We start from the raw sequence: 21,168 nt of genomic DNA, 5'->3' as shown, positions 1-21,168 counted from the left end.
TGCGTGCACCACCTCCGCCCGCCGCGTATCTGCAACCCTGGCCACACTCACACGCACAGCCGCATCGCGATGCTTGGCTCCATCACCCAGCGCCTGCTGACCCTGTTCGGCCAGGCCCCGCCCCCGGACCCGCTGGCCATCAGCGATGCCCAGGCGGCCGCGCTCACCTCGACCCAGATCGCGGCGATGAGCACGGCCCAGCTCAATGCCCTGAGCGCGGTGCAGTTCGCCAACCTGACGAGTGCGCAGCTGCCCGGCATCACCACCCAGCAAATGTCCAAGCTGGAGACGCGCGACCTGGCCTCGCTCAGCACCGCCAATCTGCAGCTGCTCTCCAGTGCCCATATCAACGCCCTCACCTCGGCGCAGACACCGGCCCTCACCGCCTTCCAGGTGGCGGCGCTCACCACCCAGCAGATCGCCAAGCTGGGCACGGCGGACCTGAACGCCTTCAGCAGCAAGCAGTTCGCGGCCTTCACCAGCAGCCAGGTGCTGGCCTTCAGCAGCGCCCAGCTGGGCGCGCTGGAAAGCGCCGATCTGGCCACCCTCTCCACCCAGGTGATGGCCAGTCTGACGACGGCGCAGATCGTGGGCCTGGGCACGGCGCAGTTCGCCGCGCTGAGCAGCCAGCAACTGGCGGCGCTGGGCCCCAGCCAGATCGCCGCGATCGAGACGCGCGATATCGCCAAGCTCGCCACCCAAGGGCTCAGGGCGCTCACGCCGGAACAGCTGGACGCCTTCAGCACGGCGCAGATGCGCGCGCTCTCCTCGGCCCAGCTGGAGGCGCTGAGTTCGACCCAGCTGCAATCGCTCAGCGAGGCCCAGGTGGCGGCGATCGCCAGCCAGCAGCTTGGCAAGCTCACGCCCGACACCCTCAACGCGCTGAGCTCGGACCAGTTCGCCGCCCTCACCAGCGCCCAGGTGGCGAGCCTGAACACGGCCCAGATCGCCGCGCTGGAGCTGGAAGACCTGGCGGCGCTCAGCACCGCCGGCATCAAGGCCCTGGGCAGCGCCGCGATGGCGGCAATCAGCCCGGCGGGCATCGCCGCGCTCAGCAGCGATCAGTTCGCCACGCTCAGCTCGGCGCAGACCAGCAGGCTCAGCGCCGGCCAGATCGCCGCGATCGAAACCGCCGATCTGGCGGTGCTCAGCAGCGCCGCCCTGCGCGCGCTGGCGACCCAGCAGCTCGGCGGCCTGACGGCCGAGCAGCTGCTCTCGCTGAGCACGCTGCAAGTGGCGGCACTCACCACCGCCCAGCTGGCGGCGCTGACAAGCAGCCAGCTCAACGCGCTCGACAGCGGCCAGTTCGCCGCACTCGGCTCGGCCCAGGTGGCGGCGCTGCGCCCGGATCAGATCGGCAAGCTGGAGCTGGAGGACCTCGCCGCGCTCAGCAGCGCCGCCATCAAGGCGCTCGGCACCCTGGCCATCGGCGCGCTGCAGCCGCAGCAGATTGCCGCGCTGACCTCCAGCCAGTTCACCGCCTTCGGCTCGGGCCAGATGGCGGCGCTGAAGGCCGCGCAGATCGGCGCGATCGAGACCCAGGACCTGGTGGCCCTGGGCACGGCCGCGATCCGCGGCTTTGCCGACTCGCAGCTGCAAGGCCTGACCCCCGCGCAGATCGCCGCCCTCACGCCGGCCCAGGTGGCGGCCTTCAGCAACCATCAGCTGGCGGCCCTGAGCACACAGGCGCTCAACGGCCTCAGCACCACCCAGTTCGCCGCGCTCACGAGCGCCCAGATCGCGGCGCTGACGCCGCTGCAGATCAGCAAACTGGAAACCGCCGATGTGGCGGCCATCAGCACCAGCGCGCTGCGCGGGCTGGGCAGCACCGGTATCGCCGCGCTCAGCAGCGCCGCCATCGTGGCGCTGAGCACCACCCAGTTCGCCGCCCTCAGCACGGCCCAGGTCGTGGCGCTCAGCTCCAGCCAGATCGCGGCGATCCAGACCCAGGACATCGCGGCCATCTCCACCGCGGCCTTCAAGGCCTTGACGCCGGCCCAGTTCGAAGCCCTCAGCAGCGCCCAGTTGGGGGCCCTCTCGCCCAGCCAGGTGGCCTTGCTGAGCAGCGCCCAGCTGGGTGCGCTCGCCACCCAGGTGCTGAACTCGCTGGGCACGGCGCAGTTTGCCGCGCTCAGCAGCGCGCAGCTGGCCGGCCTCAGCCCGACCCAGGTGGCGGCGCTGGAAACCGCCGACCTGGCGGCCATCAGCAGCAGCGGCTTGCGCGGCTTCAATGCCGGCGCCCTGGCGAGCCTTGGCACGGCCGCCATCGTGGCCCTGGGCACCCAGCATTTCGCGGCGCTCACGTCGGCCCAGGTGGCGGGCTTCAGCAGCAGCCAGATCGCAGCCATCGAGACGCGCGACATCGCCGCCCTGGCCACCGCCGCCTTCAAGGCCCTGAGCCCCGCCCAGTTCGAGGGCCTGGGCACGGCCCAGATGGCGGCCCTCGTGCCGGCGCAGATCGCCCAGCTGGGCTCGGCCCAGCTGGCGGCGCTCTCCACCCAGGTGCTGAATGCCCTCGGCACGGCCCAGTTCGCGGCGCTCGGCAGCGCCCAGGTGGCAGGCCTCAGCACCCTGCAGATCGCCGCGCTGGAGACCGCCGACCTGGCGGCCCTCAACAGCAGCGCGATCCGCGGCCTCAGCGCCAGCGCCTTTGCCGGTCTCAGCACCGATGCCATCGTCGCGCTGAGCACGCAGCAGTTCGCCAACCTGACCACCGCGCAGGTGGCGGCCCTGCAGTCGCAGCAGATCGCGGCGATCGAGACGCGCGACCTCGCGGTGCTCTCCAGCGCCTCGCTGCGCGCGCTGGCGCCCGAGCAGGTGGCCGGCCTCAGCACCGCCCAGATCGCCGCGCTCACGCCCACCCAGGTCGGCTCGCTCACCACCGCCCAGGTGGCGGGCCTGTCCACCGAAGACCTGAACGCCCTCAGCCCGGTGCAGTTCGCGCGCCTGTCCACCGCCCATATCGCCACCCTCAGCAACGAGCAGGTGGCGTCCATCGGCACCAGCCTGTTCGCTACCCTCAGCACCGCCCAGGTCAGCGCCTTCACGACGGCCCAGATCCGCTCGATCAGCACCACCGACATCGTGGCCTTCACCACCGCACAGATCCCCGGCCTGCAGACCGAGGACATCGCGGCCATGAGCACGGCCCAGATCGCCGCCTTCGAGGTGGCCGATATCGGCGTCATGACGGGCGCGCAGCTGAGCGCCTATTTCCTCGCCACCCCGGTGATGCTGGACCTGAACGGCGACGGCGTGCGCACCCTGGCCGCCGCCCAGGGCGTGCAGTTCGACCTGAATGCCAGCGGCCATGCCGGCAAGGTGGCCTGGGTGGCGCCCAGCGACGGCCTGCTGGCCATGGACCGCAACCACGACGGCCGCATCAACGACGGCAGCGAGCTGTTCGGCAGCGCCACCCGCCTGCCCGACGGCAGCCGCGCGCGCGATGGTTTTGCCGCCATGGCGGCGCTGGACAGCAACCACGACGGCAAGCTCAGCGCCGCCGACCACGATTTCAAGGACCTGCGCGTCTGGGTCGATGCCAACAGCAATGGCCAGAGCGACGCGGGCGAACTCAAGACCCTGGCCGAGCTGGGCATCACCGAGCTGAACCTGCAGGCGCAGCCCGGCAAGGAGATCGACCACGGCAATCTGCTGGGCCTGACGGCCAGCTACCGGCGCGAGGACGGCAGCAGCGCGGCGCTGGCCGATGTCTGGCTCACCGGCGAGGGCACGCGTGGCAGCCAGCAGGCTGCCCTGCCGCCGCTGACCGAACTGCTGGCCCCGGCGGCCACGCCGCCCCTGCCCGAAGCACCGCTGCCGATTCAGGAGCGGCAAGCGGAGAGCCCCGCAGCGCTGCTCACGCAAACGCACCAGGCCTGGCGCGACGAGGGCTGGCAGCAGCTGCCGCTGATTTAGCCGCTGATTTAGCCAGCAAAGCCCCGGCGTCTCCCCGGGCTCGGGGCTGGCGCGCTGTGCTCTACTCTTGGTCATGAGCCAGATCGATCCGCGCGCCCATCTCGACCCCAGCGCCAGCCTGGCACCCGGCTGCGTGCTGCGCAGCGGCGCCTATGTGGGCGCCGGCGTGCGCCTCGAGGCCGGCGTGCAGCTCGATGCCAACGCTGCCCTGGTGGACTGCGAGGCCGGCCAGACCACCAGGCTGTGCCAGGGCGTGCGCGTCGGCGCCAACGCCACCGTGCTGGCCGGCGTGGTGATCGCGGCCAAGGCCGTCGTGCGGCCGGGCTCGGTGGTGACGCGCGCGGTGCCGCCCAACGCCATCGTCGAGGGCAACCCGGCCACCATCGTCGGCTATGTCGACACCTTGCACGAGGCCGCCGCGGCGCTGCGGCCGGCGCCCGGCAGCGGCCCGGCCAGCGTCGAGAGCACCAGCGTGCGCGGCGTCAGCGTGCACCAGTTCCCGATCGTGCCGGACATGCGCGGCAACCTCACGGTGGGCGAATTCGAGCGCCAGATCCCGTTCACGCCCAAGCGCTACTTCATGGTGTTCGGCGTGCCCAGCCGCGAGATCCGCGGCGAACATGCGCACCGCCGCTGCCACCAGTTCCTGATCTGCCTGCGCGGCAGCTGCTCGGTGGTGGCCGACGACGGCGAGCGCAAGGTCGAGGTGGAGCTGAACGCACCCAACCGCGGCCTCTACCTGCCCCCGATGACCTGGGGCATCCAGTACAAGCACACGCCCGACGCCTTGCTGATGGTGTTTGCCTCCGATTACTACGACGCCGGCGACTACATCCGCGACTACGCGGACTTCCTGCAGGCCGTTCAAGCAGCGTGATATGTCCGTTCCCTTTCTCGACCTCAAGCAGATCAATTTGGCCCACAAACAGGCGCTGATGCAGGCCTTCGAGCGCGTGCTCGACTCGGGCTGGTTCATCATGGGCGAGGAGCTCAAGCGCTTCGAGCAGGCCTGGGCCGACTACTGCGGCGCGCGCCATTGCGTGGGCGTGGCCAACGGCCTGGATGCGCTGGCGCTGTCGCTGCGGGCCATGGACATCGGCCCGGGCGACGAGGTCATCGTGCCCTCCAACACCTATATCGCCAGCTGGCTGGCCGTGACCCATGTGGGCGCCACGGTGGTGCCGGTGGAGCCCGACCCGGCGAGCTTCAATATCGACCCGGCGCGCATCCAGGCCGCCATCACGCCACGCACCCGCGCCATCATGCCGGTGCATCTGTACGGCCAGGCGGCCGATCTGGACCCCATCCTGGCGCTGGCCCAGCGCCACGGCCTGCGCGTGCTGGAGGACGGCGCCCAGGCCCATGGCGCGCGCTACCAAGGCCAGCGCCTGGGCGCCCATGGCGACGCGGTGGCCTGGAGCTTCTATCCCGGCAAGAACCTCGGTGCCCTGGGCGATGGCGGCGCCATCACCACCAACGATGCGGCCCTGGCCGAGCGCCTGCGCGCGCTGCGCAACTACGGCTCCAAGCGCAAGTACCACAACAAGGTGATCGGCTACAACTCGCGCCTGGACGAGTTGCAGGCCGCCCTGCTGAACGCCAAGTTGGGCGCGCTGGATGCCGAGAACGCACAACGCGCCGCGGTGGCCGCGCAGTATCTGGCGGGCCTGGCCGGCACCAGCCTGGGCCTGCCCCAGGTGCCGGCCTATGCCGAGCCGGTCTGGCATCTATTCGTGGTGAGGCATGGTCAACGCGACCTGCTGGCCCTGCGCCTGGCCGAGGCCGGCATCGCCACGGTGATCCATTACCCGGTGGCACCGCATCTGCAGCCGGCCTATGCCTTCATGGGCCAGGGCCCGGGCAGCTATCCGATCTCCGAGGCCATGCACCGCGAGGTGCTGAGCCTGCCGATCGGCCCGACCCAGACCGAGGCCGAGACGCGCGAGGTGATCGCGGCGCTGAAGCAGACCCTGGCCGGGCTCTGAACCATGGACATCACCACCCTGATCCCGGCCTACAAGCCCAAGTACATCCGCGAGCTGTTGGGCTGCCTGCGCCACCAGACTTTTCCCTCCAAGCGCATCCTGATCTCGGATGACAGCCCGAATGGCGAGTTCCGCCAGGCGCTCATGTCCGAGGCCCACCAGGCATTGCGCCAGCGCCTGCCCATCGAGGTGATCGAGGGGCCGCGCCAGGGTGCGTACGCCAACGTCAAGCACCTGATACGGCAGTGGAACGGCAGTTCCGAACTGGTGCACCTGCTGTTCGACGACGATGTCATCTACCCCGAGTTCTACCAGCGCCATCTGGTCACCCATGCCTCGGCCGAGCTTTCCTGCAGCATCAGCCGGCGCTGGACCGCCAACGAGACCGGCCTGCCCCTGGTGGTGGGCCTGCCGGTGCCGCCCCAGGTGGCCCAGCATCCCAACCGCCTGCTGATGCTGGACAGCGACGTGGTCTTCATGACCACGGTGGCCAAGTGCGAGAACTGGTTCGGCGAGTTTTCCAACGCGGTGCTGCGCGCCAGCAGCTGCGAGTTGCTGCTCCGGCCCGAGCTGGGCGGTGTGTCCTACGCCGGCATCTGGGACCTGGGCTTCTTCGTCAATGCCAGCCTGCACGGGCCCATCGGTTTCATCCAGGATCATCTGGGCTTCTTCCGCGTCGGCGGCAGCGGCAATTCGGCCGACCGCAACGGCCCGTTCATGAAGGGTGCCTTCCTGGGCTATACCGCGCTGGCGATGGGTGCGCACCGGCTCGGCCGACTGAGCCGCGAGCAATTGCTGGCCTGCTACCGCGTCATCGGCCCCTCACTGCAGCTGGACTATGCCGGGCAGGCCGACATGCAGGAGTTCCTGCGCATTCTGCCGGCGCTGGCACGTGAGGAGCCGGGCGCCGAAGAGCGCTTCATCCAGGCCTGGACCGAGTTCCAGACCACCCATCGCTTCTGAAAACATGGCACTCAAGCTGGAACGCTACCAGGCCCTGATCAGCGGCACCGAGCCCGGCCGGCTGGAGGCGATGGTGCGCGGCCTGCTGGTCCACTACTTCTTCCACGTCTCCAACAAGGCCATCGTCGAGGTGCTGACCGAGACGCCCACGGCGCCGCGCCGCGTGAACCTGCTCACGCCCACGCAGTTCCTGGGCCATGGCCGCATCCGGCTCGCGCCCGATGTGGTGTTCGGCGTGCCGCTCTCGCCCGGCAGCTATGGCTGCAGCTATGTGGAGGCGCGCACGCCCGGCGCGCTGATCGAGATCGGCGCCGGCACGACGCTCAACAACCGCGCCATGCTGCTCTCCGAGGGCGCCGGCATACGCATCGGCCAACGCTGCCTGATCGGCACCGACCTGCAAGTGATGGACACGAACGCGCATGAGCTGGCGGTGGCGCGCCGCCATATGGCGGATCAGCAACCGCAGGCGGTGGAGATCGGCGACGATGTCTTCATCGGCTCGAGCGTCATCATCCTCAAGGGCGCGCGCATCGGCGCGGGCTGCATCATCTCGGCCGGCACGGTGGTCACACCGAAGTTCCAGGCGCCGCCCAACAGCATCATCGCCGGCAACCCCTGCAGAATCGTCGGCACAGTACCCCAAGCATGAACGAGCAAGCCCACATTCATCCCCTCGCCGACGTGCAGAGCACCCAGCTCGGTGCCGGCACGCGCGTCTGGCAGTTCACCGTGGTGCTGGCCGGCGCGCGCATCGGCCGCGACTGCAACCTCAACGCCCAGGTCTTTGTGGAAAACGATGTGGTGGTAGGCGACCGCGTCACCGTCAAATGCGGCGTGCAGCTGTGGGACGGCATCACGGTGGAGGACGATGTCTTCATCGGCCCCAACGTCACGTTCACCAACGACCGCTACCCGCGCTCCAAGCAGTATCCCGAGGCCTTCCAGCGCACCCTCATCAAGGCCGGCGCCTCGATCGGCGCCAACGCCACCGTGCTGGGCGGCCTGACCATAGGCGCGGGCGCCTTGATCGGCGCGGGCAGCGTCGTCACCAAGCATGTGCCGGATGGCGAGCTCTGGGTCGGCAACCCGGCGGTGAGCCGCGGCCCGGTGCCGCGGCCCTAGCCCTCAGTACATGTCCGAGAGGTGCAGGAACTGCGAGTTCCTGGAATCGTCCACGCTGGCGACGATGCGCGCCGGGTCCATGATGTGGTCCATCAGCGTGATGCCGGTGGTGTCGGTGGACGCATTGGCACGATCGTAATCGCCGCGGTAGGAGATGCTGGAGACCGGCTGGCCGTTCATCATCTCGCGGTTGCACAGCGCCAGGTATTCCCAGGAGGCGATGTGGGTGCGCGCCGCCCAGGGATCGGGGTAGTTGGGCGTGGCCTCGTCGACCGCGCGGCACACCACCGACATATAGCCGCTGTCCTGCCCCGGCACATAGTTGTGCGGGTTCACCGGTGAATGCGGCAGGTAGAGGAAGTCCAGCGGCACCAGGTTGAAGTAGCGCAGCAGGTATTCCAGCATCGGCACCGAGTGGTACCAGAAGGTATTGGTCTCGGTCTGCAGCTTGCCGGCGTTGTTGAACTCGAGGCTGTAGCCCTCGCGCCGCATCACATTGGTGGAGACCACCATCAGCCCGCCCTTCTTCAGGAGCGGCCGGATGCCGGCCAGCACATGCAGGGGCGAGTAGACGTGGTAGAGCACGCCCGAGAGATTGATGAAGTCGAAGCCGCCATGGTCCTTGAGCTTGGCGCTCAGGTCATAGAGCAGGCCCACCTGCTGGAAGTCGAAGTTCACGCCATAGACCTGGCGCAGCACGTCCATCTTCTTCTGGCAATGCGGGATGGCGTCGGTGGCCAGCACCTTTCGGGCGCCCTGGCGGCACATCAGCGTGGGGATCAGGCCCTCCATGCTGCCGATGTCCAGGCAGTCCATGCCGCGCAGATTGCAGTTGCGCAACATCATGCGCGGCAGCATCGGCGTCTGCGGCGTGTCCACGCCCCTGGCCATCACACCGGGGGCCAGCTCGACGCTGTAATACCACCAGTCGTTCAGCACCGAGGCGATCAGTTCGGCATTGTCCAAGGCTTGCTCCTCTGCTTGTCGTTGTTCAACGCAGGCTGGCACCGACGCCACGGCCCATCGACCACATCATCGCCACCACCTGCTGGGTGTCGTAGAGCGCGCTGACATGGGCCACGCGCATGCCGTAGTAGTCGCCCTCGGCGGCCATCACGTCGAACAGCGAGCGCCGGCCCAGCTGCTGCCATTGCTGCAGCGTGGAGGCGCGCACGCGGTCGCTGTTGCGCAGGATCTCGACCACGCGACGCGCGCGGTCCAGCGAGGCGGCGGCGGCATCGTTCATCTCGATCAGGCGATAACGCTTGGCCTCGATGGCCTCGTCGCGCTGCAGCTGCGCCGCCTCGGCGCGGCGCTGCGCGGCGCTCAGGGTGTAGTCGGCGCCGGGTTGCAGCAAGGGGATGTTGACCGACACGCCGCCGGCCCAGTCGGTGGACCTGCCCTGCCCGCCCACCGCCGCGCCGATCACGCTCAGGTTGACGCTGGGCTTCTGGCCGGCGCGCACCGATTCGGCATAGCTGCGCTGCGCCTGCGCCTGCGCGCTGGCCTGGGCCACGTCGGGCGCGTCGAGGATGTCGCGCTCCAGCTCGGCCAGATCGGGCAGCTTGGTCAGCACCACGCTCATGCTGGCGCTGGCGGGCAGCTTGTCGCCCACCAGGCGGCGCATGCGCACCTCGGTCTGGCGCAGCGTGGTGAGGTTCTGTTCATAGGCCAGCTCGGCCTGCTGCAGGCTCTTCTGTGCCTGCACCAGCTCGCTGGCTCTGCCGCGGTCGGCCTTGGTGATGATTTCCAGCGCGTCCACCAGGCAGGCCATCTTGCGGGCGTACTGGTTGTAGATCTGGCCCACCAGTAGATAGCGGCTGCGGTCCAGCGCCAGCGACACGGTCTGCAGCGCCAGCTGCTCCTCCACGCTGCTCTGGCCCAGGCGCGCGGCCTCGGCCAGCGCGACGCGCCACTCGGTCAGCTTGGCGACGCGGCCGGCGTCGTAGAGCGGATAGATCACGTTCAGGTTCAGGCGCGTCTGTGCGCCCTTGGTCTGCTCGATGCCGCGCACCGAGGTATCGACGCCATTGAGCATGCCCACCACGCTGGCGCTGGGCAGGCTGCCGGCCTTGGCCTCGCGGATCTCGGCGTCGGCGGCCTCGCGCAGCAGGCGCATCGCGCCCACCGTGCGGCTGCGCTCGCGTGCCGCATCCATCAGGCTGAGCAGCTGCGCGCGCGGATCGGTGTCGCTGGTCTCCAGGCCATTGGCGCTGCGGCCCGTGCCGGCGGGCGCGGCGTCGTCCTCGTTGCAGCGGCTGGGCGGAACCACCGTCGTTGCAGCCGGCGCCGGCGCGGCCGCCTGCTTGCGAGCCACGCTTGCAACCGCCGGCGCGCTGGCCGGCATGGCAACGGGTTTCAGCGGCTGCAGGGCGCCATCGGCGCGCGCTGCGGCGGCGGCACCGGTCTGGCCCAGCGGCATGGCGGCCGCGATGGCCAGCAGGCCGGCGCGCCAATTCGCGTGGGTGAAAAAGTACTTGCTCGACATGAGCAGTACTACATCACAGGGTCGGAAAACTTAAGCGCCAAACAAGCGCCCTTGCGCGGCGCAAATCAGCGCTCGCGCAGCGCTTCCTGCGATTTCATCATCGGCCGCAGCAGATAGCTCAGCACGGTGCGTTCGCCGGTGCGTATCTCCACCTGCGCCGTCATGCCCGGGATCACCGGCAGGGTCTTGCCCTTGAAGTGCAGGTTGTTGCGCTCGGCCGCGACGATGGCGCGGTAGTAGCTGCCCTCGCCGCTCTTGTCGGCACCGTCGCTGATGGCATCGGGGCTGATGACCTCGATCTTGCCCTCCAGCCCGCCATAGACGTTGAAGTCGTAGCCGGTCAGCTTGACCTCGGCGGTCTGGCCCACGCGCACAAAGCCCACGTCGCGCGGCTTGATGCGCGCCTCCACCAGCACGCGCGGCCCCAGCGGCACGATCTCCATGATGGGCGCGCCGCCGGTGACGATGCCGCCCACGGTGTTGATGCGGATGTTCTTGACCATGCCCTTGACGGGCGAGCGCAGCACGGTGCGGCTCATCGCGTCGTGGCGCACCACCATCTGCTCGTCCACCTGGGCCAGCTCGGTCTTGGCGCGCACCAGATCGCTGCTGGCCTCCTGGCGGAAGCGGCTGATGCGTTCGGCGCGCTGCTGGTGCAGCTCGTTGACCTGGCGGTTCAGGCGCATCACCTCGACGTCCGACATCAGGCCACGCGCGGCCATGTCCTGGGCCATGCGCTGCTCGCGCTCCACCAGACCGGCGCTGCGGTTGATGCTGCTCACCGCCTCGTCGAGCAGGCGGCGCCGTGCCTCGAAGGCCTCGGTCTCGGCCTGGGCAATCGCCGGCAGGGCCTGCACCTCGGGCGGGAAGCTCAGGGTCCGGCCATAGGCCTCGGCCTGCAGGCGCGAGACCTGGGCCAAGAGCGCGACGCGCTTGGCCTGGCCCTCGTTCTGCTGCGCCTCGACGCGCGTCGGATCCAGCTGGGCCAGCTCCTGGCCGGCCTCGACCTGCATGCCCTCGCGCACCAGCAGCTGCTGCAGGATGCCGCTCTCCAGGCTGGCGATGATCTGCTCGCGCCCATCGGGAACCACCTTGCCGTCGCTGCGCGTGATCTCGTCGACGCGCGCGATCGAGGCCCAGGTGATCGCGGTCACCACCACCACCAGCATCAGGTAGATGGCCCAGGTGGCGCGCGGCAGCGGCTCGTTGATCTGCGCGCTCACCGCCGCGGAGACGAACATCGCCTCGTCGGGGCGCAGCGCCAGTTCCTTGCCTTGGGCTTTGTTGGGCTTGGCCATGGCTCAGACCGATGCCGAACGCTGCACCGGCTGGGTGGCCGGATGCATATGCAGATTGGAGGCGCCCGCACCATCCCCGCCGGCGGCCGCCGTGGGCTTGACGCCCGAGAGCGCGGCCAGCACCTGGTCGCGCGGGCCGTCCACCACCAGCTTGCCGCTGTCGATCACCATCACGCGCTGCACCAGCTCCAGCACCGCCGGGCGGTGCGTCACCACGATCAGGGTGCAGGCGCCGGCGGCATCGCGCAGCTGGCGCAGGAAGGCCATCTCGGACTGCGCGTCCATCGAGCTGGTGGGCTCGTCCATCAGCAGGATCTGCGGCTTGGTGACGAGGCTGCGCGCCAACGCCACCAGCTGGCGCTGGCCGCCCGACAGCAAGCCGCCCATCTCGCCCACCGGCAGATCCCAGCCGAGCGGATGCGCGGCGACCACGCGGTCCAGGCCGGTGAGCTTGGCCACCTCCACCAGGTGCGAGGCATCCAGGTGGGCACGGCCCATCAGCACGTTGTCGCGCAGCGTGCCATGGAACAGCCGCGGCTCCTGCGAGACGAAGCCGACGCGGGCGCGGAACTCGGCCGGGTCGATCTGGCGCAGGTCGATGCCGTCCACCTCCACCATGCCCTCGGTGGGCTGGTAGAGCCCGGCCAGCAGGCGCAGGATGGTGCTCTTGCCGCTGCCGATGCGGCCCAGCACGGCGACGCGCTCGCCCGGCTCGATCTTCAGGCTCACGCCCTTCAGCACCTTGGGCGAGGCGACCTGGCCCACCGGCGGGTAGGCAAAGCCAACCTCGTGCAGACCGAGGCGGCCGTTCAGCTTGCTGAGCGGCACGTAGTTGCGGCTGGCCTCGCGCTCATTCGGCGCGTTCATCATCTGGTCCAGCGAGATCATGGCGTTGCGCGCGCCCTGGTAGCGCGAGGCCAGCGCCACCAGGCTGCCCAGCGGCGCCAGCGCGCGGCCGGCAAACATCACCGCGCCGATCAGGGCGCCCGAGGTGATCTCGCCATCCTTGATCAGGTAGACGCCCCACACCAGCATCACCAGGGTGATGGCCTGTTGCAGGCTGGCGGAGATATTGCCGCTCCAGCTGGTGAGGTAGCGCGCGCGCAGCGAGGAGGCGGCGGCGATCGACAGGCCGTTCTCATAACGGCGCAGGAAGCGGCCCTCGGCGCCCGAGGTCTTGAGGTCTTCCAGGCCTTCGATCGCTTCCACCAGGGTGCCGTGCAGATCGGCCATCTCGGCCATATTGGTGTGCATGGCCTTGCGCAGATAGCCCTGGATGGCGATGTTGACCGCGATCACCATCGGGATCACGAACACCAGCACCCAGCCCAGCGGCCCGCCGATCACGAAGGTCATGGCCACGAACACCAGCACGAAGGGCAGGTCCGAGAGCGCCGACATGGTGGCCGAGGTGAAGAAGTCACGCACCACCTCCACCTGCGCCAGGTAATGCGCGTAGGAGCCGGCCGACTGCGGCTTGTGCTCCATGCGCACGCCCAGGGTCTGGCGGAACAGCTTGGAGCCGATGATGAGGTCGGCCTTGCGGCCGGCCAGGTCGATCAGATAGCTGCGCAGCTGCCGCGCCACCAGGTCGAACACCAGCGCGATGGCCGCACCGATCGCCAGGGTCCACAGCGTCACCGTGGCCTGGTGCGGGATCACCTTGTCGTAGATCACCGAGGTCACCAGGCCCGACACCAGCATCAGCACATTGCTGAGCAGGGCCGCCAGCATGGCGGCGCGGTAATAGGGCGTGAAGCGCTTGAGCGTGCCCCACAGCCAATGCTGGCTCATCGGCGGCAGCAAGGCATCGCTGCGCTGCTGGGCCTGGGATTGCTCCTGCGGCGTCACCGCGATCATGAAGCCGCTGTATTCGGGCTCCAGTTCGGCCAGGCTGGCGGCGCAGGCCTGGGCCTGCTCGCCCGGGAACACCACCTCGAAGCGCGGCATGCCCTGGGCATCGGGCTCCAGGTGCTTGACCAGCAGGCATGCATCGCCCTCCTTGAGCAGCAGCACCGCGGGCAGCAGCAAGGGGCTGATGTCCTCGATCGGCTTGCGCAGCAGGCCGGCGTTGTAACCGGCCTCGCGCATCATGCGCAGCGCCTGGCTGGGCGCCAGCGCGCCCTCCACCGGCATGCCGGCGCGCAGCGATTCGGGCGAGCGGGCGCGGCCATGGTGGCGCGTCAGCCAGGCCAGCGCGGCCAGCAGGGGGTCGACGCTCAGCTCGGCGCGCTCATCCAGCAACGGATCGGCGGCATGGCCGGGGTCGGCAGGCGCGGGTGCCGGATCGGCCAGGCGCAGGCTCGGCGGGGCGGCCCGCGTCGCGCGCTGGCCACCGTCGAAGAAGGGGTCTTTGCGTTGTGTCACCGATCAACCCATTCCTGCTCGCTTGCCGTTCAGCCGCCCTGACGCTGGCGTGCCGCCAGCGCCATGGATTCGAACTGCGCTTCCAGATCGCGCACCATGCCGGGTATATCGAACAGCGGCGAGGCATGGCCATGCTCTTCGAGATAGCGGCGGTAGGAGGCTGCCCGTGCCGGCTGCTGGCCGATCTGGATGGCGCGCTGCTCGTACTCGGCCAAAGAATAGGTCACCAGGTCCGGCAAGCCCACATTCGTCAGCAGGCTGCCGGCCATGCGCGAGATATAGCTGCGGCCGGCGCGCGTCAGCATCGGCGTGTTCATCCACAGGCAGTCGCTGGCGGTAGTGCCGGCGTTGTAGGGGAAGGTGTCCAGCACCAGGTCGGCCAGCACGAAGCGCGCCAGATACTCGGGCGGCGCCACGCGCGGCGCGAAGATCAGGCGTTCCTCGCCGACGCCGTACTCGGCGGCGACGCGCAGCATATTGGCCTTGGCCCAGGCGTTGTCGGCCAGCAGCCACAGCACACTGCCCTGCACCGCCGACAGCACCCGCATCCAGCAGCGGAACATCTCTTCGCTGAACTTGTGGTTGTTGTTGAAGGAGCAGAACACGAAGGCGTCTTCCGGCAGGCCGTACTGGGCACGCGTGGGGCGCGCGCCGATGACGCGCTGGCGATCGCTGACCTGGTAGCAATGCGGCAGGTAGATCGGCTTCTCGGTGCAGTAGGGCAGATAGTCCTCGGGCATCGCGAAGCGGTCCGCGATGATCCAGTCCACGCCCGGGATGGCCGAGGTGGCGGGCAGGCCCAGGTAGCTGACCTGGATGGGCGCGGGGCGCTGCACCAGGATGTTGGGGCGCGCGCCGCTGGTGAGGCCCTGCAGGTCCACCAGGATGTCGATGCCGGCCTCGGCGATCAGGCGCGCGGCGGTCTGGTCGTCCACGCCGGCCAGGCGCACATGCTGATCCATGGCCTTGAGGATGCGGGCGCGCTGCGCGCTGCCGTCCTCGCGGCTCCAGCAGAAGGCCGTGACCTCGAAGCGCTCGCGGTCGTGCAGCTCGAACAGCTCGGGCGTCAGCAGGCCCACCGCATGCATGCAGAGGTCGCCCGAGAGATAGCCGATCTTGATCTTGCCGCTGCGCGGCTTGGCCGCTGCGGCTGTCTCGTGCAGGGGCTTGCCCTTGTAGGCCAGCACCTTCTCGTGCACGAAGCGCTGCGCAATCATCAGCTGCACGGCCGGATCGTCGCTGGCGCTGAGCGTGGCAAGCAGCGAGGTGCTGCGCAGCAGCTGGTTGTGCGTGACCTCGCCGACGGGCTGGTAGACCGGCCAGTCGCATTGCTTCTGGCGGATGTGCACATAGTGCTGCAGCACATCGGACTGGTCGGCCTTGAGCATCAGGCTCTGGCGCATGCAGGCCTGCGATTCCTCGTAGCGGCGCTGCTCTTCCAGCAGCCGCGCCATATTGTTGAGGGCATGCAGGCGCAGGCTCAGCACGTCGACGCCCATGGTCTCGAACGGGGCTTGCAGCGCCACCACCGCCTGCCAGCAGGCCAGCGCCTCCTCGACGCGGCCCAGATGCTCGCGCTGGTGGCCCAGGTTCAGCTGCGCCTGGGCAAAGCCCGGCTTGAGCTGCAAGGCCATCAGATAGGCCTGCTCGGCCTCGGCGGCGCGCCGCAGCGCGCCCAGGATGGTGCCCCAGTTGTAGCAGGCCAGGGGCTTGAGCGGCGAATCGTTGGCGGCGATCCAGGCCTGGTAGAGCTGGGCGGCGGGCTCCAGCTGGCCGGCCTGCTGCCAGGCGCTGGCGGTCTCCATCACATCCGCCAGGCTCACCTGACCCGGCTTGCCGGCGCGCGCAATCAGCTCCGCCTTGGCGGCGGCCTGGGCTTCGGAGGCGGTCAGGGTCTTGAGATCGGGCTGGGACATGTCCATGACGGAAGTACCGGCAAAGGTAAAAAAAGGGCACGCGAACCCGCAGGGTCCACGGCGATGTTGCCCAATCGTAGCCTCGCACCCCGCGCCGCGGCCGCCGATTAGCCCCCTCAATCCACCCCTATTTCCAGGCTTGCCGGCTTCCAACGCGGTGCGGATTTGGGCGGTGTTCCCTGCGTTGTTCCGGCTCAAGTTGGCGCATGAGCCCCACCATAATCGCCAGCAGATTGTGGTCTGCGCCGCTCATCCAGCGCGCAACAGGGAGTGTTGGCATGTGCGGAATTGCGGGAATCTGGCTGAAAGAAGCCGCCGACAGCGGGCGCATTGACCGCGCGGTGGAGCATTTCCGCCTCAGCATGCATCACCGCGGCCCGGATGCCTTCGGCGTGCACCGCAGCGAGCGTGCCGCCTTCGTGAACCTGCGCCTGGCCATCGTGGACCGCGCCAGCAGTGGCAACCAGCCCTTTTATGCGCCCGATGGTGGCAGCGGCATCGTCTACAACGGCGAGGTCTACAACTGGCAGGAACTGCGTGCGCCGCTCGAGGGCAAGTTCCCGTTCAAGAGCCACACCGACACCGAGGTGGTGCTGGCCAGCCACCTGGCCCAGGGCGACGCTGCCTTCGCCGCGCTGAACGGCATGTTCGGCCTGTGCATCTGGAACGAGGCTGACAAGAGCTTCGTGCTGGCGCGCGACCGCTTCGGCGCCAAGCCCCTCTATGTCTACGAAGACGCGCACTGCATCGCCTTCGCCTCCGAGCTCAAGGGCCTGCTGGGCCTGGAGGGCCTGGACCTGACGCCCGATGCCGCCGGCCTGCAGGACTACCTGGCGTTCCGCTACAACCTGGCGCCGCGCACCCTGTTCCAGCGCATCGAGAAGCTGCCGGCCGGCCATCTGCTGCGCTTCGTGAACGGCCAGCGCCGCGAACTGCGGCCCTATGCCCGGCTGGAAATCACCGAGCCGGCGCTGAGCCGCCCGGCGCACGACTATGTGGAAGAGCTGGACGCGCTGCTGGCCAGCTCGGTGAAGGGCCAGCTGATGGGCGAGGTGCCGATCGGCGTGCTGCTCTCCGGCGGCCTGGATTCCTCCAGCATCGCCGCCTATGTGCACAAGGCCGGCGCGCACCTGAAGGCCTACAGCATCGGCTTCCCCGAGGTCAACGAATTCAGCTTCTCGCGCGATGTGGCGCAGCGCTTCGAGCTCGACTATGTGGAGCTGTGCATCACGCAGGACGAGCTGCGCGGCGGCATGGACCGGGTGCTGCGCGAGCTCGACGAACCGATCGCCGACCCCGCCTGCTTTGCGCTCTCGCGCCTGTGTCAGCGCATTCGCGAGGACGTCACCGTGGTGCTGTCGGGCGAAGGCGGCGACGAGCTCTTTGCCGGCTATGGCCACCACCAGCTCGCCACCGTGCCGGGCCTGGGGCGCGACCAGGCCTTCGTCGAGTTCTTCCAGCGCAGCGCCAACAATATCGAGGCCCCGCAGTGGCTGCGCGACAAGGCCATGCCGCTGCAGCATCTGCGCTTCCGCCCGCATTTCGACCGCGCCGACAGCCTGCTCTCGGGCATGCAGAACTTCGAGCTGCACACCTGGCTGCCCGAAGACCTGATGATGAAGGCCGACAAGATTGCGATGGCGCATTCGCTCGAGGGCCGCTTCCCCTTCCTGGACCTGAAGGTGTTCGAGTTCGCCGCGCGCCTGCCGCGCGAGCTCAAGATCCCCACGCCCGGCGCCTCCAAGCAGGTGCTGCGCGATCTGATGCAGCCCCAGCTGCCGCGCTCGGTGCTGGAGCGCCCCAAGATGGGTTTCACCGTGCCGCCGGCCTTCTTCCTGGCACCGCTGCGCGAGCGCTTGGCTGGCGCCATTGAGCAGCTGCGCCATGGAAACCTGGACGGCGTGATGGACCTGGACGCGGTGCGCGCCACCCTCACGCAGTACTACGAGCAGCCCGGCAGCGTGGCGGTCTTCAAGGCCTGGAACCTGGCGGTGCTGCTGCTGTGGTGGGCCGAGGTGCTGCCCGCGTATTTGCCCAAACAGCTGCCCAAGCCCCTGACCCCCGTGATCACCCCATCGGAGACCCCCGTGACGATTCATCATGTGCTGTGCGACGGGGGCCTGAGCAACCGCTTCAACGCCCTCGCCTTTGCCCTGGTGCTGCGCAACAAGTTCGGCGGCGACTGGCGCATCTCCTGGCCCATCAACAACTGGTGCGGCGCGGCCTTCCACGAGCTGTTCGAATGCGAGCTGCCGGTGGACGAGCTGGGCATCGACCATTACAAGGCCCGCGAGGCCGAGCATCTGCTGCTGATGCACGAGAACCAGGTCGGCTTCTCCGGCGAGCACCTGGTCATCAATCGCCAGTTCCAGGGATATGAGGACTATGCGCGCCACTTCGCCAGCGGCCGCAGCATCGTCTACTACAACAACCTGATCCCCGGCTTCGCCAGCTTCGAGGACCTGCGCCAGGCGCTGGCCCAGCTGCGCCCGAACGCGGTTGCGGCCCGGCGCGCGCTTGACTTCTGCCAGCAGCACCGCATCGGCCCCGAGGTGGTGGGCCTGCATATCCGCAAGACCGACTTCGGCGATCGCGTCGACGACCAGGCCCTCTTCAAGCAGGCCCAGGGCAGCAGCACGCGCTTCTTTGTCTGCTCCGACGATGCCGAGGTCAACGCGCGCTTTGCCACCCTGCCCAACTGCGCCGTGTTCACGAAGACCGCCTTCCCCGAGAAGATGGTGGCCGAGGCGGGCTGGAACCAGTGGACCCAGGACGGCAACGGCCGCCAGTTCCCCTTCAATATCTCGCGCCCCTCCGCCTCGGTGGTGGAAGGCTTTGTCGATCAACTCATCCTGTCACGGACGGCCATCATGAGCACCTCGAATTCGACCTTTCTGCACACCGCCAAGCTGTTCGGCCAGACGCAGTTCCTCGGCGGGCAGAATGCGCAAGAGGCGGCGCCGGCCATCACCCCACCTCCTCCCATGCCCAAACCCGCGGAGCGTCCCGTGACCCCATTCGACCTCTATGCCTTGCTGAACCTGATCCGCCCCTGGCAGATGAACAGCGACGTCAAGGTGCGCATCGGTGCCCCGCATGACGGCGGCTATGTGATGCCCAGCTCCTCGCGCCGCAGCAACACGGTGCTGTCGATCGGCATCGGCGACGAGGTCAGCTTCGACGACGAGCTGGCCGGCCTGGGCGCGCGCGTGCTGCAGTTCGACCACACCATCGAGGGCAGCCCGAGCCGCCACCCCAACTGCCAGTTCCATCGCCAGGGCTGGGGCGCCAGCGACAGCGCACCGCTGGTCTCGCTGAAGACCATGGTGGGTATGCTGGACTGGAGCCAGGCGCGCCATCCGATCCTGAAGTTCGACACCGAGGGCGCCGAGTGGTCCTGCCTGAGCGCGGCCGACAGCGCCGACCTGGCCCGCTTCGAGGTGCTGACCGGCGAGTTCCACGACTTCCACCAGCTGCCCGACCGCGCCTTCTTCGACACCGTGTTCGGCGTCTTCAGCAAGCTCAACGAGACGCACCGCGTCGTGCACCTGCATGCCAACAATGCCGGCGGCATGGTGATGATCGGCGGCGTGCCCTTCCCGCGCCTGCTGGAGCTGACCTGGATGCGCATCAGCTCGGCCAGCTTCTACGGCCATTCCAACGAGCCCATCCCCGGCCCGCTGGACCGCCCCAACGTGCCCCAGCTGCCCGACCTGCATCTGCGCGCCTTCTGAACGGCCGGACGCCATGAGTGCAACAGCCAGCTTCCAGGACTATGTGCAGGCGCTGGAGCGCCAGGCCGGTGAGGATGCCAAGGGCATCACGGCGCGCCTGCAGGCAGCCGGCGCGCCGCGGCGCGGCCTGTTCATCGACTGCGGCTCCAATCTGGGCCAGGGCTTTGGCCAGTTCTCGCGCTACTTCCTGCCGCGCGACTTCGACTATGTGCTGATCGAGCCCAACCCCAATTGCTGGCCGGCGCTGGAGAAGATCGTGGCCGCCGGCGAGGGTCGCATCGAGCTGCTCAAGCAGGCCGCCGGCACCAAGGTCGGCGTAGTGCAGTTCTTCGGCCTGGAGCAGGACCCGACCTCGCAGGGCGGCTCGATGCTGGCCGAGCACAACAGCAAGTACTACGCCGCCAACGCCGCCACCGCGCTCGACGTGCCCTGTTTCTCGCTGGCGCAGCTGATCGAGGACGCGCGCGCCCGCTATCCCAGCGTGGTGCTCAAGCTCGACATCGAGGGGGGCGAGTACGAGGTGCTGCCCGACCTGATCGCGCGCGGCGCCCACAAGCTGCTGGACGCCGCCTACATCGAGTTCCACTCGCAGTACATGGCCGAACCCAAGGGCGCGGTCTACCGCGAGCTTGAGGCGCGGCTGAAGGCACAAATCGTTCACGACCAGGTTCCGCTGCGGATCTGGTTCTAGGAGCCCACCCACCATGACGTTCTCGCTCTTCCCGCGCCTGCGCGAACTGGGCCTGCCCGCCCCCCTGGGCGTTATGCAGCTGGGGGCCAGCTACGGCCAGGAGCTGCGCGAGTTTGCCGAGAACGGCATCCGCGCGGGCGTGTTCGTCGAGCCCCTGCCCGAGCCCTTTGCCAACCTGGCGAAGAACTGCAGCATGGTGCCCCACTACATCGCCGTGAACACCTTGTGCGCGGAGACCTCGGGCAAGACCTACCCCTTTCACGTCGCCAGCAATGGCGGCATGAGCAGCAGCATCCTGGCGCCGGGCACGCATCTGGCGGTCAACCCGGGCGTGCATTTCACCCACACCGTCAACGTCGTCTCGTCGACGGTGGACGATGTGCTGGCGCTGGTGCAGGCCAACGGCCATGCGGCCGCGGTGCAGGCGCTGGACCTGATGTACCTGGACTGCCAGGGCGCGGAGTTCCAGATCTTCCGCGGCGCGGCGCGCAGCCTGCCGCAGTTCAAGTACATCTACACCGAGGTGATGCGCAACGAGCTCTACGCCGGCCAGGTGCCGTTCCTGAGCTACTGCCATTTCCTGGACGCCATCGGCTTCACGCTCAACGACGTCTACTTCGGCTATCCCGAACAGGCCGGCAACGCCCTCTTCATCCGCAAGGACCTGGTGGCGGTCAAGTAAG

14 protein-coding genes are annotated in these 21,168 nt (G+C 68.7%); 9 read left to right on the top strand and 5 right to left on the bottom strand.

Translation table 11 applies throughout. The annotated features are described in order from the left end of the window. The first annotated feature begins 69 nt into the window (after positions 1 to 69). The 6 genes from AC3WQY_RS07415 (at position 70) to AC3WQY_RS07390 (ending at position 7,991) form a co-directional block, all read left to right on the top strand. A complete protein-coding gene (locus AC3WQY_RS07415; protein ID WP_492707081.1) occupies positions 70 to 3,918 on the top strand; it encodes an SPM autocatalytic domain-containing protein in 3,849 nt (1,282 codons plus the stop codon). A 73-nt stretch (positions 3,919 to 3,991) separates the two neighbouring features. Continuing rightward, positions 3,992 to 4,795: a WxcM-like domain-containing protein gene (locus AC3WQY_RS07410; RefSeq protein ID WP_492707079.1), complete on the top strand. Its 804-nt coding sequence runs from the start codon at positions 3,992 to 3,994 to the stop codon at positions 4,793 to 4,795. Position 4,796: 1 nt separating this feature from the next. Continuing rightward, complete coding sequence (locus tag AC3WQY_RS07405; protein ID WP_492707077.1) at positions 4,797 to 5,903, top strand: DegT/DnrJ/EryC1/StrS family aminotransferase; 1,107 nt, start codon at positions 4,797 to 4,799, stop codon at positions 5,901 to 5,903. A 3-nt stretch (positions 5,904 to 5,906) separates the two neighbouring features. Continuing rightward, complete coding sequence (locus tag AC3WQY_RS07400) at positions 5,907 to 6,866, top strand: glycosyltransferase (protein WP_492707075.1); 960 nt, start codon at positions 5,907 to 5,909, stop codon at positions 6,864 to 6,866. Between the two features lie 4 nt (positions 6,867 to 6,870). Continuing rightward, on the top strand, positions 6,871 to 7,518 hold the full coding sequence (locus AC3WQY_RS07395; RefSeq protein ID WP_492707073.1) for an acyltransferase: 648 nt from the start codon (positions 6,871 to 6,873) through the stop codon (positions 7,516 to 7,518). Beyond that, a complete protein-coding gene (locus AC3WQY_RS07390; RefSeq protein ID WP_492707071.1) occupies positions 7,515 to 7,991 on the top strand; it encodes an acyltransferase in 477 nt (158 codons plus the stop codon). Before AC3WQY_RS07395 ends, AC3WQY_RS07390 begins: the two co-directional genes overlap by 4 nt. Before the next feature lie 3 nt (positions 7,992 to 7,994). Here AC3WQY_RS07390 and AC3WQY_RS07385 read toward each other — a convergent pair whose 3' ends face one another. From AC3WQY_RS07385 to AC3WQY_RS07365, 5 genes are all read right to left on the bottom strand, one after another. Then, entirely contained in the window at positions 7,995 to 8,957 is a 963-nt protein-coding gene (locus AC3WQY_RS07385; protein WP_492707069.1) for a class I SAM-dependent methyltransferase, read from the bottom strand. Between the two features lie 25 nt (positions 8,958 to 8,982). Further along, the gene (locus tag AC3WQY_RS07380; RefSeq protein ID WP_492707067.1) at positions 8,983 to 10,479 is read right to left on the bottom strand and encodes a TolC family protein; all 1,497 of its coding nucleotides are present in this window, start codon (positions 10,477 to 10,479) and stop codon (positions 8,983 to 8,985) included. 65 nt (positions 10,480 to 10,544) lie between these two features. Beyond that, positions 10,545 to 11,777 (bottom strand): HlyD family type I secretion periplasmic adaptor subunit, encoded by a 1,233-nt coding sequence (locus AC3WQY_RS07375; protein WP_285231985.1) that lies wholly within the window; start codon positions 11,775 to 11,777, stop codon positions 10,545 to 10,547. Between the two features lie 3 nt (positions 11,778 to 11,780). Then, on the bottom strand, positions 11,781 to 14,144 hold the full coding sequence (locus AC3WQY_RS07370; protein ID WP_285231984.1) for a type I secretion system permease/ATPase: 2,364 nt from the start codon (positions 14,142 to 14,144) through the stop codon (positions 11,781 to 11,783). A gap of 29 nt (positions 14,145 to 14,173) precedes the next feature. Beyond that, positions 14,174 to 16,066, bottom strand: a complete 1,893-nt coding sequence (locus AC3WQY_RS07365; RefSeq protein WP_492707064.1) for an O-linked N-acetylglucosamine transferase, SPINDLY family protein — start codon at positions 16,064 to 16,066, stop codon at positions 14,174 to 14,176. Between the two features lie 272 nt (positions 16,067 to 16,338). Between AC3WQY_RS07365 and asnB the strand changes: the two genes are divergently transcribed. Genes asnB through AC3WQY_RS07350 form a run of 3 tightly spaced genes read left to right on the top strand, consistent with a single transcriptional unit; the run spans position 16,339 to position 21,167 of the window. After that, complete coding sequence (asnB, locus tag AC3WQY_RS07360) at positions 16,339 to 19,794, top strand: asparagine synthase (glutamine-hydrolyzing) (protein ID WP_492707062.1); 3,456 nt, start codon at positions 16,339 to 16,341, stop codon at positions 19,792 to 19,794. Between the two features lie 13 nt (positions 19,795 to 19,807). Beyond that, complete coding sequence (locus tag AC3WQY_RS07355) at positions 19,808 to 20,485, top strand: FkbM family methyltransferase (protein ID WP_492707060.1); 678 nt, start codon at positions 19,808 to 19,810, stop codon at positions 20,483 to 20,485. 13 nt (positions 20,486 to 20,498) lie between these two features. Beyond that, a complete protein-coding gene (locus AC3WQY_RS07350) occupies positions 20,499 to 21,167 on the top strand; it encodes an FkbM family methyltransferase (RefSeq protein WP_492707058.1) in 669 nt (222 codons plus the stop codon). The last annotated feature ends 1 nt before the right edge of the window (position 21,168 follow it).

Source organism: Roseateles sp. FW301-B2, from assembly GCF_058788955.1.
This window is presented reverse-complemented; position numbering and strand designations above follow the sequence as displayed.

Bases quoted from the DNA above. Each gene is read 5' to 3' on its own strand.
- AC3WQY_RS07415 (WP_492707081.1), top strand. From the start codon at position 70: ATGCTTGGCTCCATCACCCAGCGCCTGCTGACCCTGTTCGGCCAGGCC.
- AC3WQY_RS07410 (WP_492707079.1), top strand. From the start codon at position 3,992: ATGAGCCAGATCGATCCGCGCGCCCATCTCGACCCCAGCGCCAGCCTG.
- AC3WQY_RS07405 (WP_492707077.1), top strand. From the start codon at position 4,797: ATGTCCGTTCCCTTTCTCGACCTCAAGCAGATCAATTTGGCCCACAAA.
- AC3WQY_RS07400 (WP_492707075.1), top strand. From the start codon at position 5,907: ATGGACATCACCACCCTGATCCCGGCCTACAAGCCCAAGTACATCCGC.
- AC3WQY_RS07395 (WP_492707073.1), top strand. From the start codon at position 6,871: ATGGCACTCAAGCTGGAACGCTACCAGGCCCTGATCAGCGGCACCGAG.
- AC3WQY_RS07390 (WP_492707071.1), top strand. From the start codon at position 7,515: ATGAACGAGCAAGCCCACATTCATCCCCTCGCCGACGTGCAGAGCACC.
- AC3WQY_RS07380 (WP_492707067.1), bottom strand. From the start codon at position 10,479: ATGTCGAGCAAGTACTTTTTCACCCACGCGAATTGGCGCGCCGGCCTG.
- AC3WQY_RS07375 (WP_285231985.1), bottom strand. From the start codon at position 11,777: ATGGCCAAGCCCAACAAAGCCCAAGGCAAGGAACTGGCGCTGCGCCCC.
- AC3WQY_RS07365 (WP_492707064.1), bottom strand. From the start codon at position 16,066: ATGGACATGTCCCAGCCCGATCTCAAGACCCTGACCGCCTCCGAAGCC.
- asnB (WP_492707062.1), top strand. From the start codon at position 16,339: ATGTGCGGAATTGCGGGAATCTGGCTGAAAGAAGCCGCCGACAGCGGG.
- AC3WQY_RS07355 (WP_492707060.1), top strand. From the start codon at position 19,808: ATGAGTGCAACAGCCAGCTTCCAGGACTATGTGCAGGCGCTGGAGCGC.
- AC3WQY_RS07350 (WP_492707058.1), top strand. From the start codon at position 20,499: ATGACGTTCTCGCTCTTCCCGCGCCTGCGCGAACTGGGCCTGCCCGCC.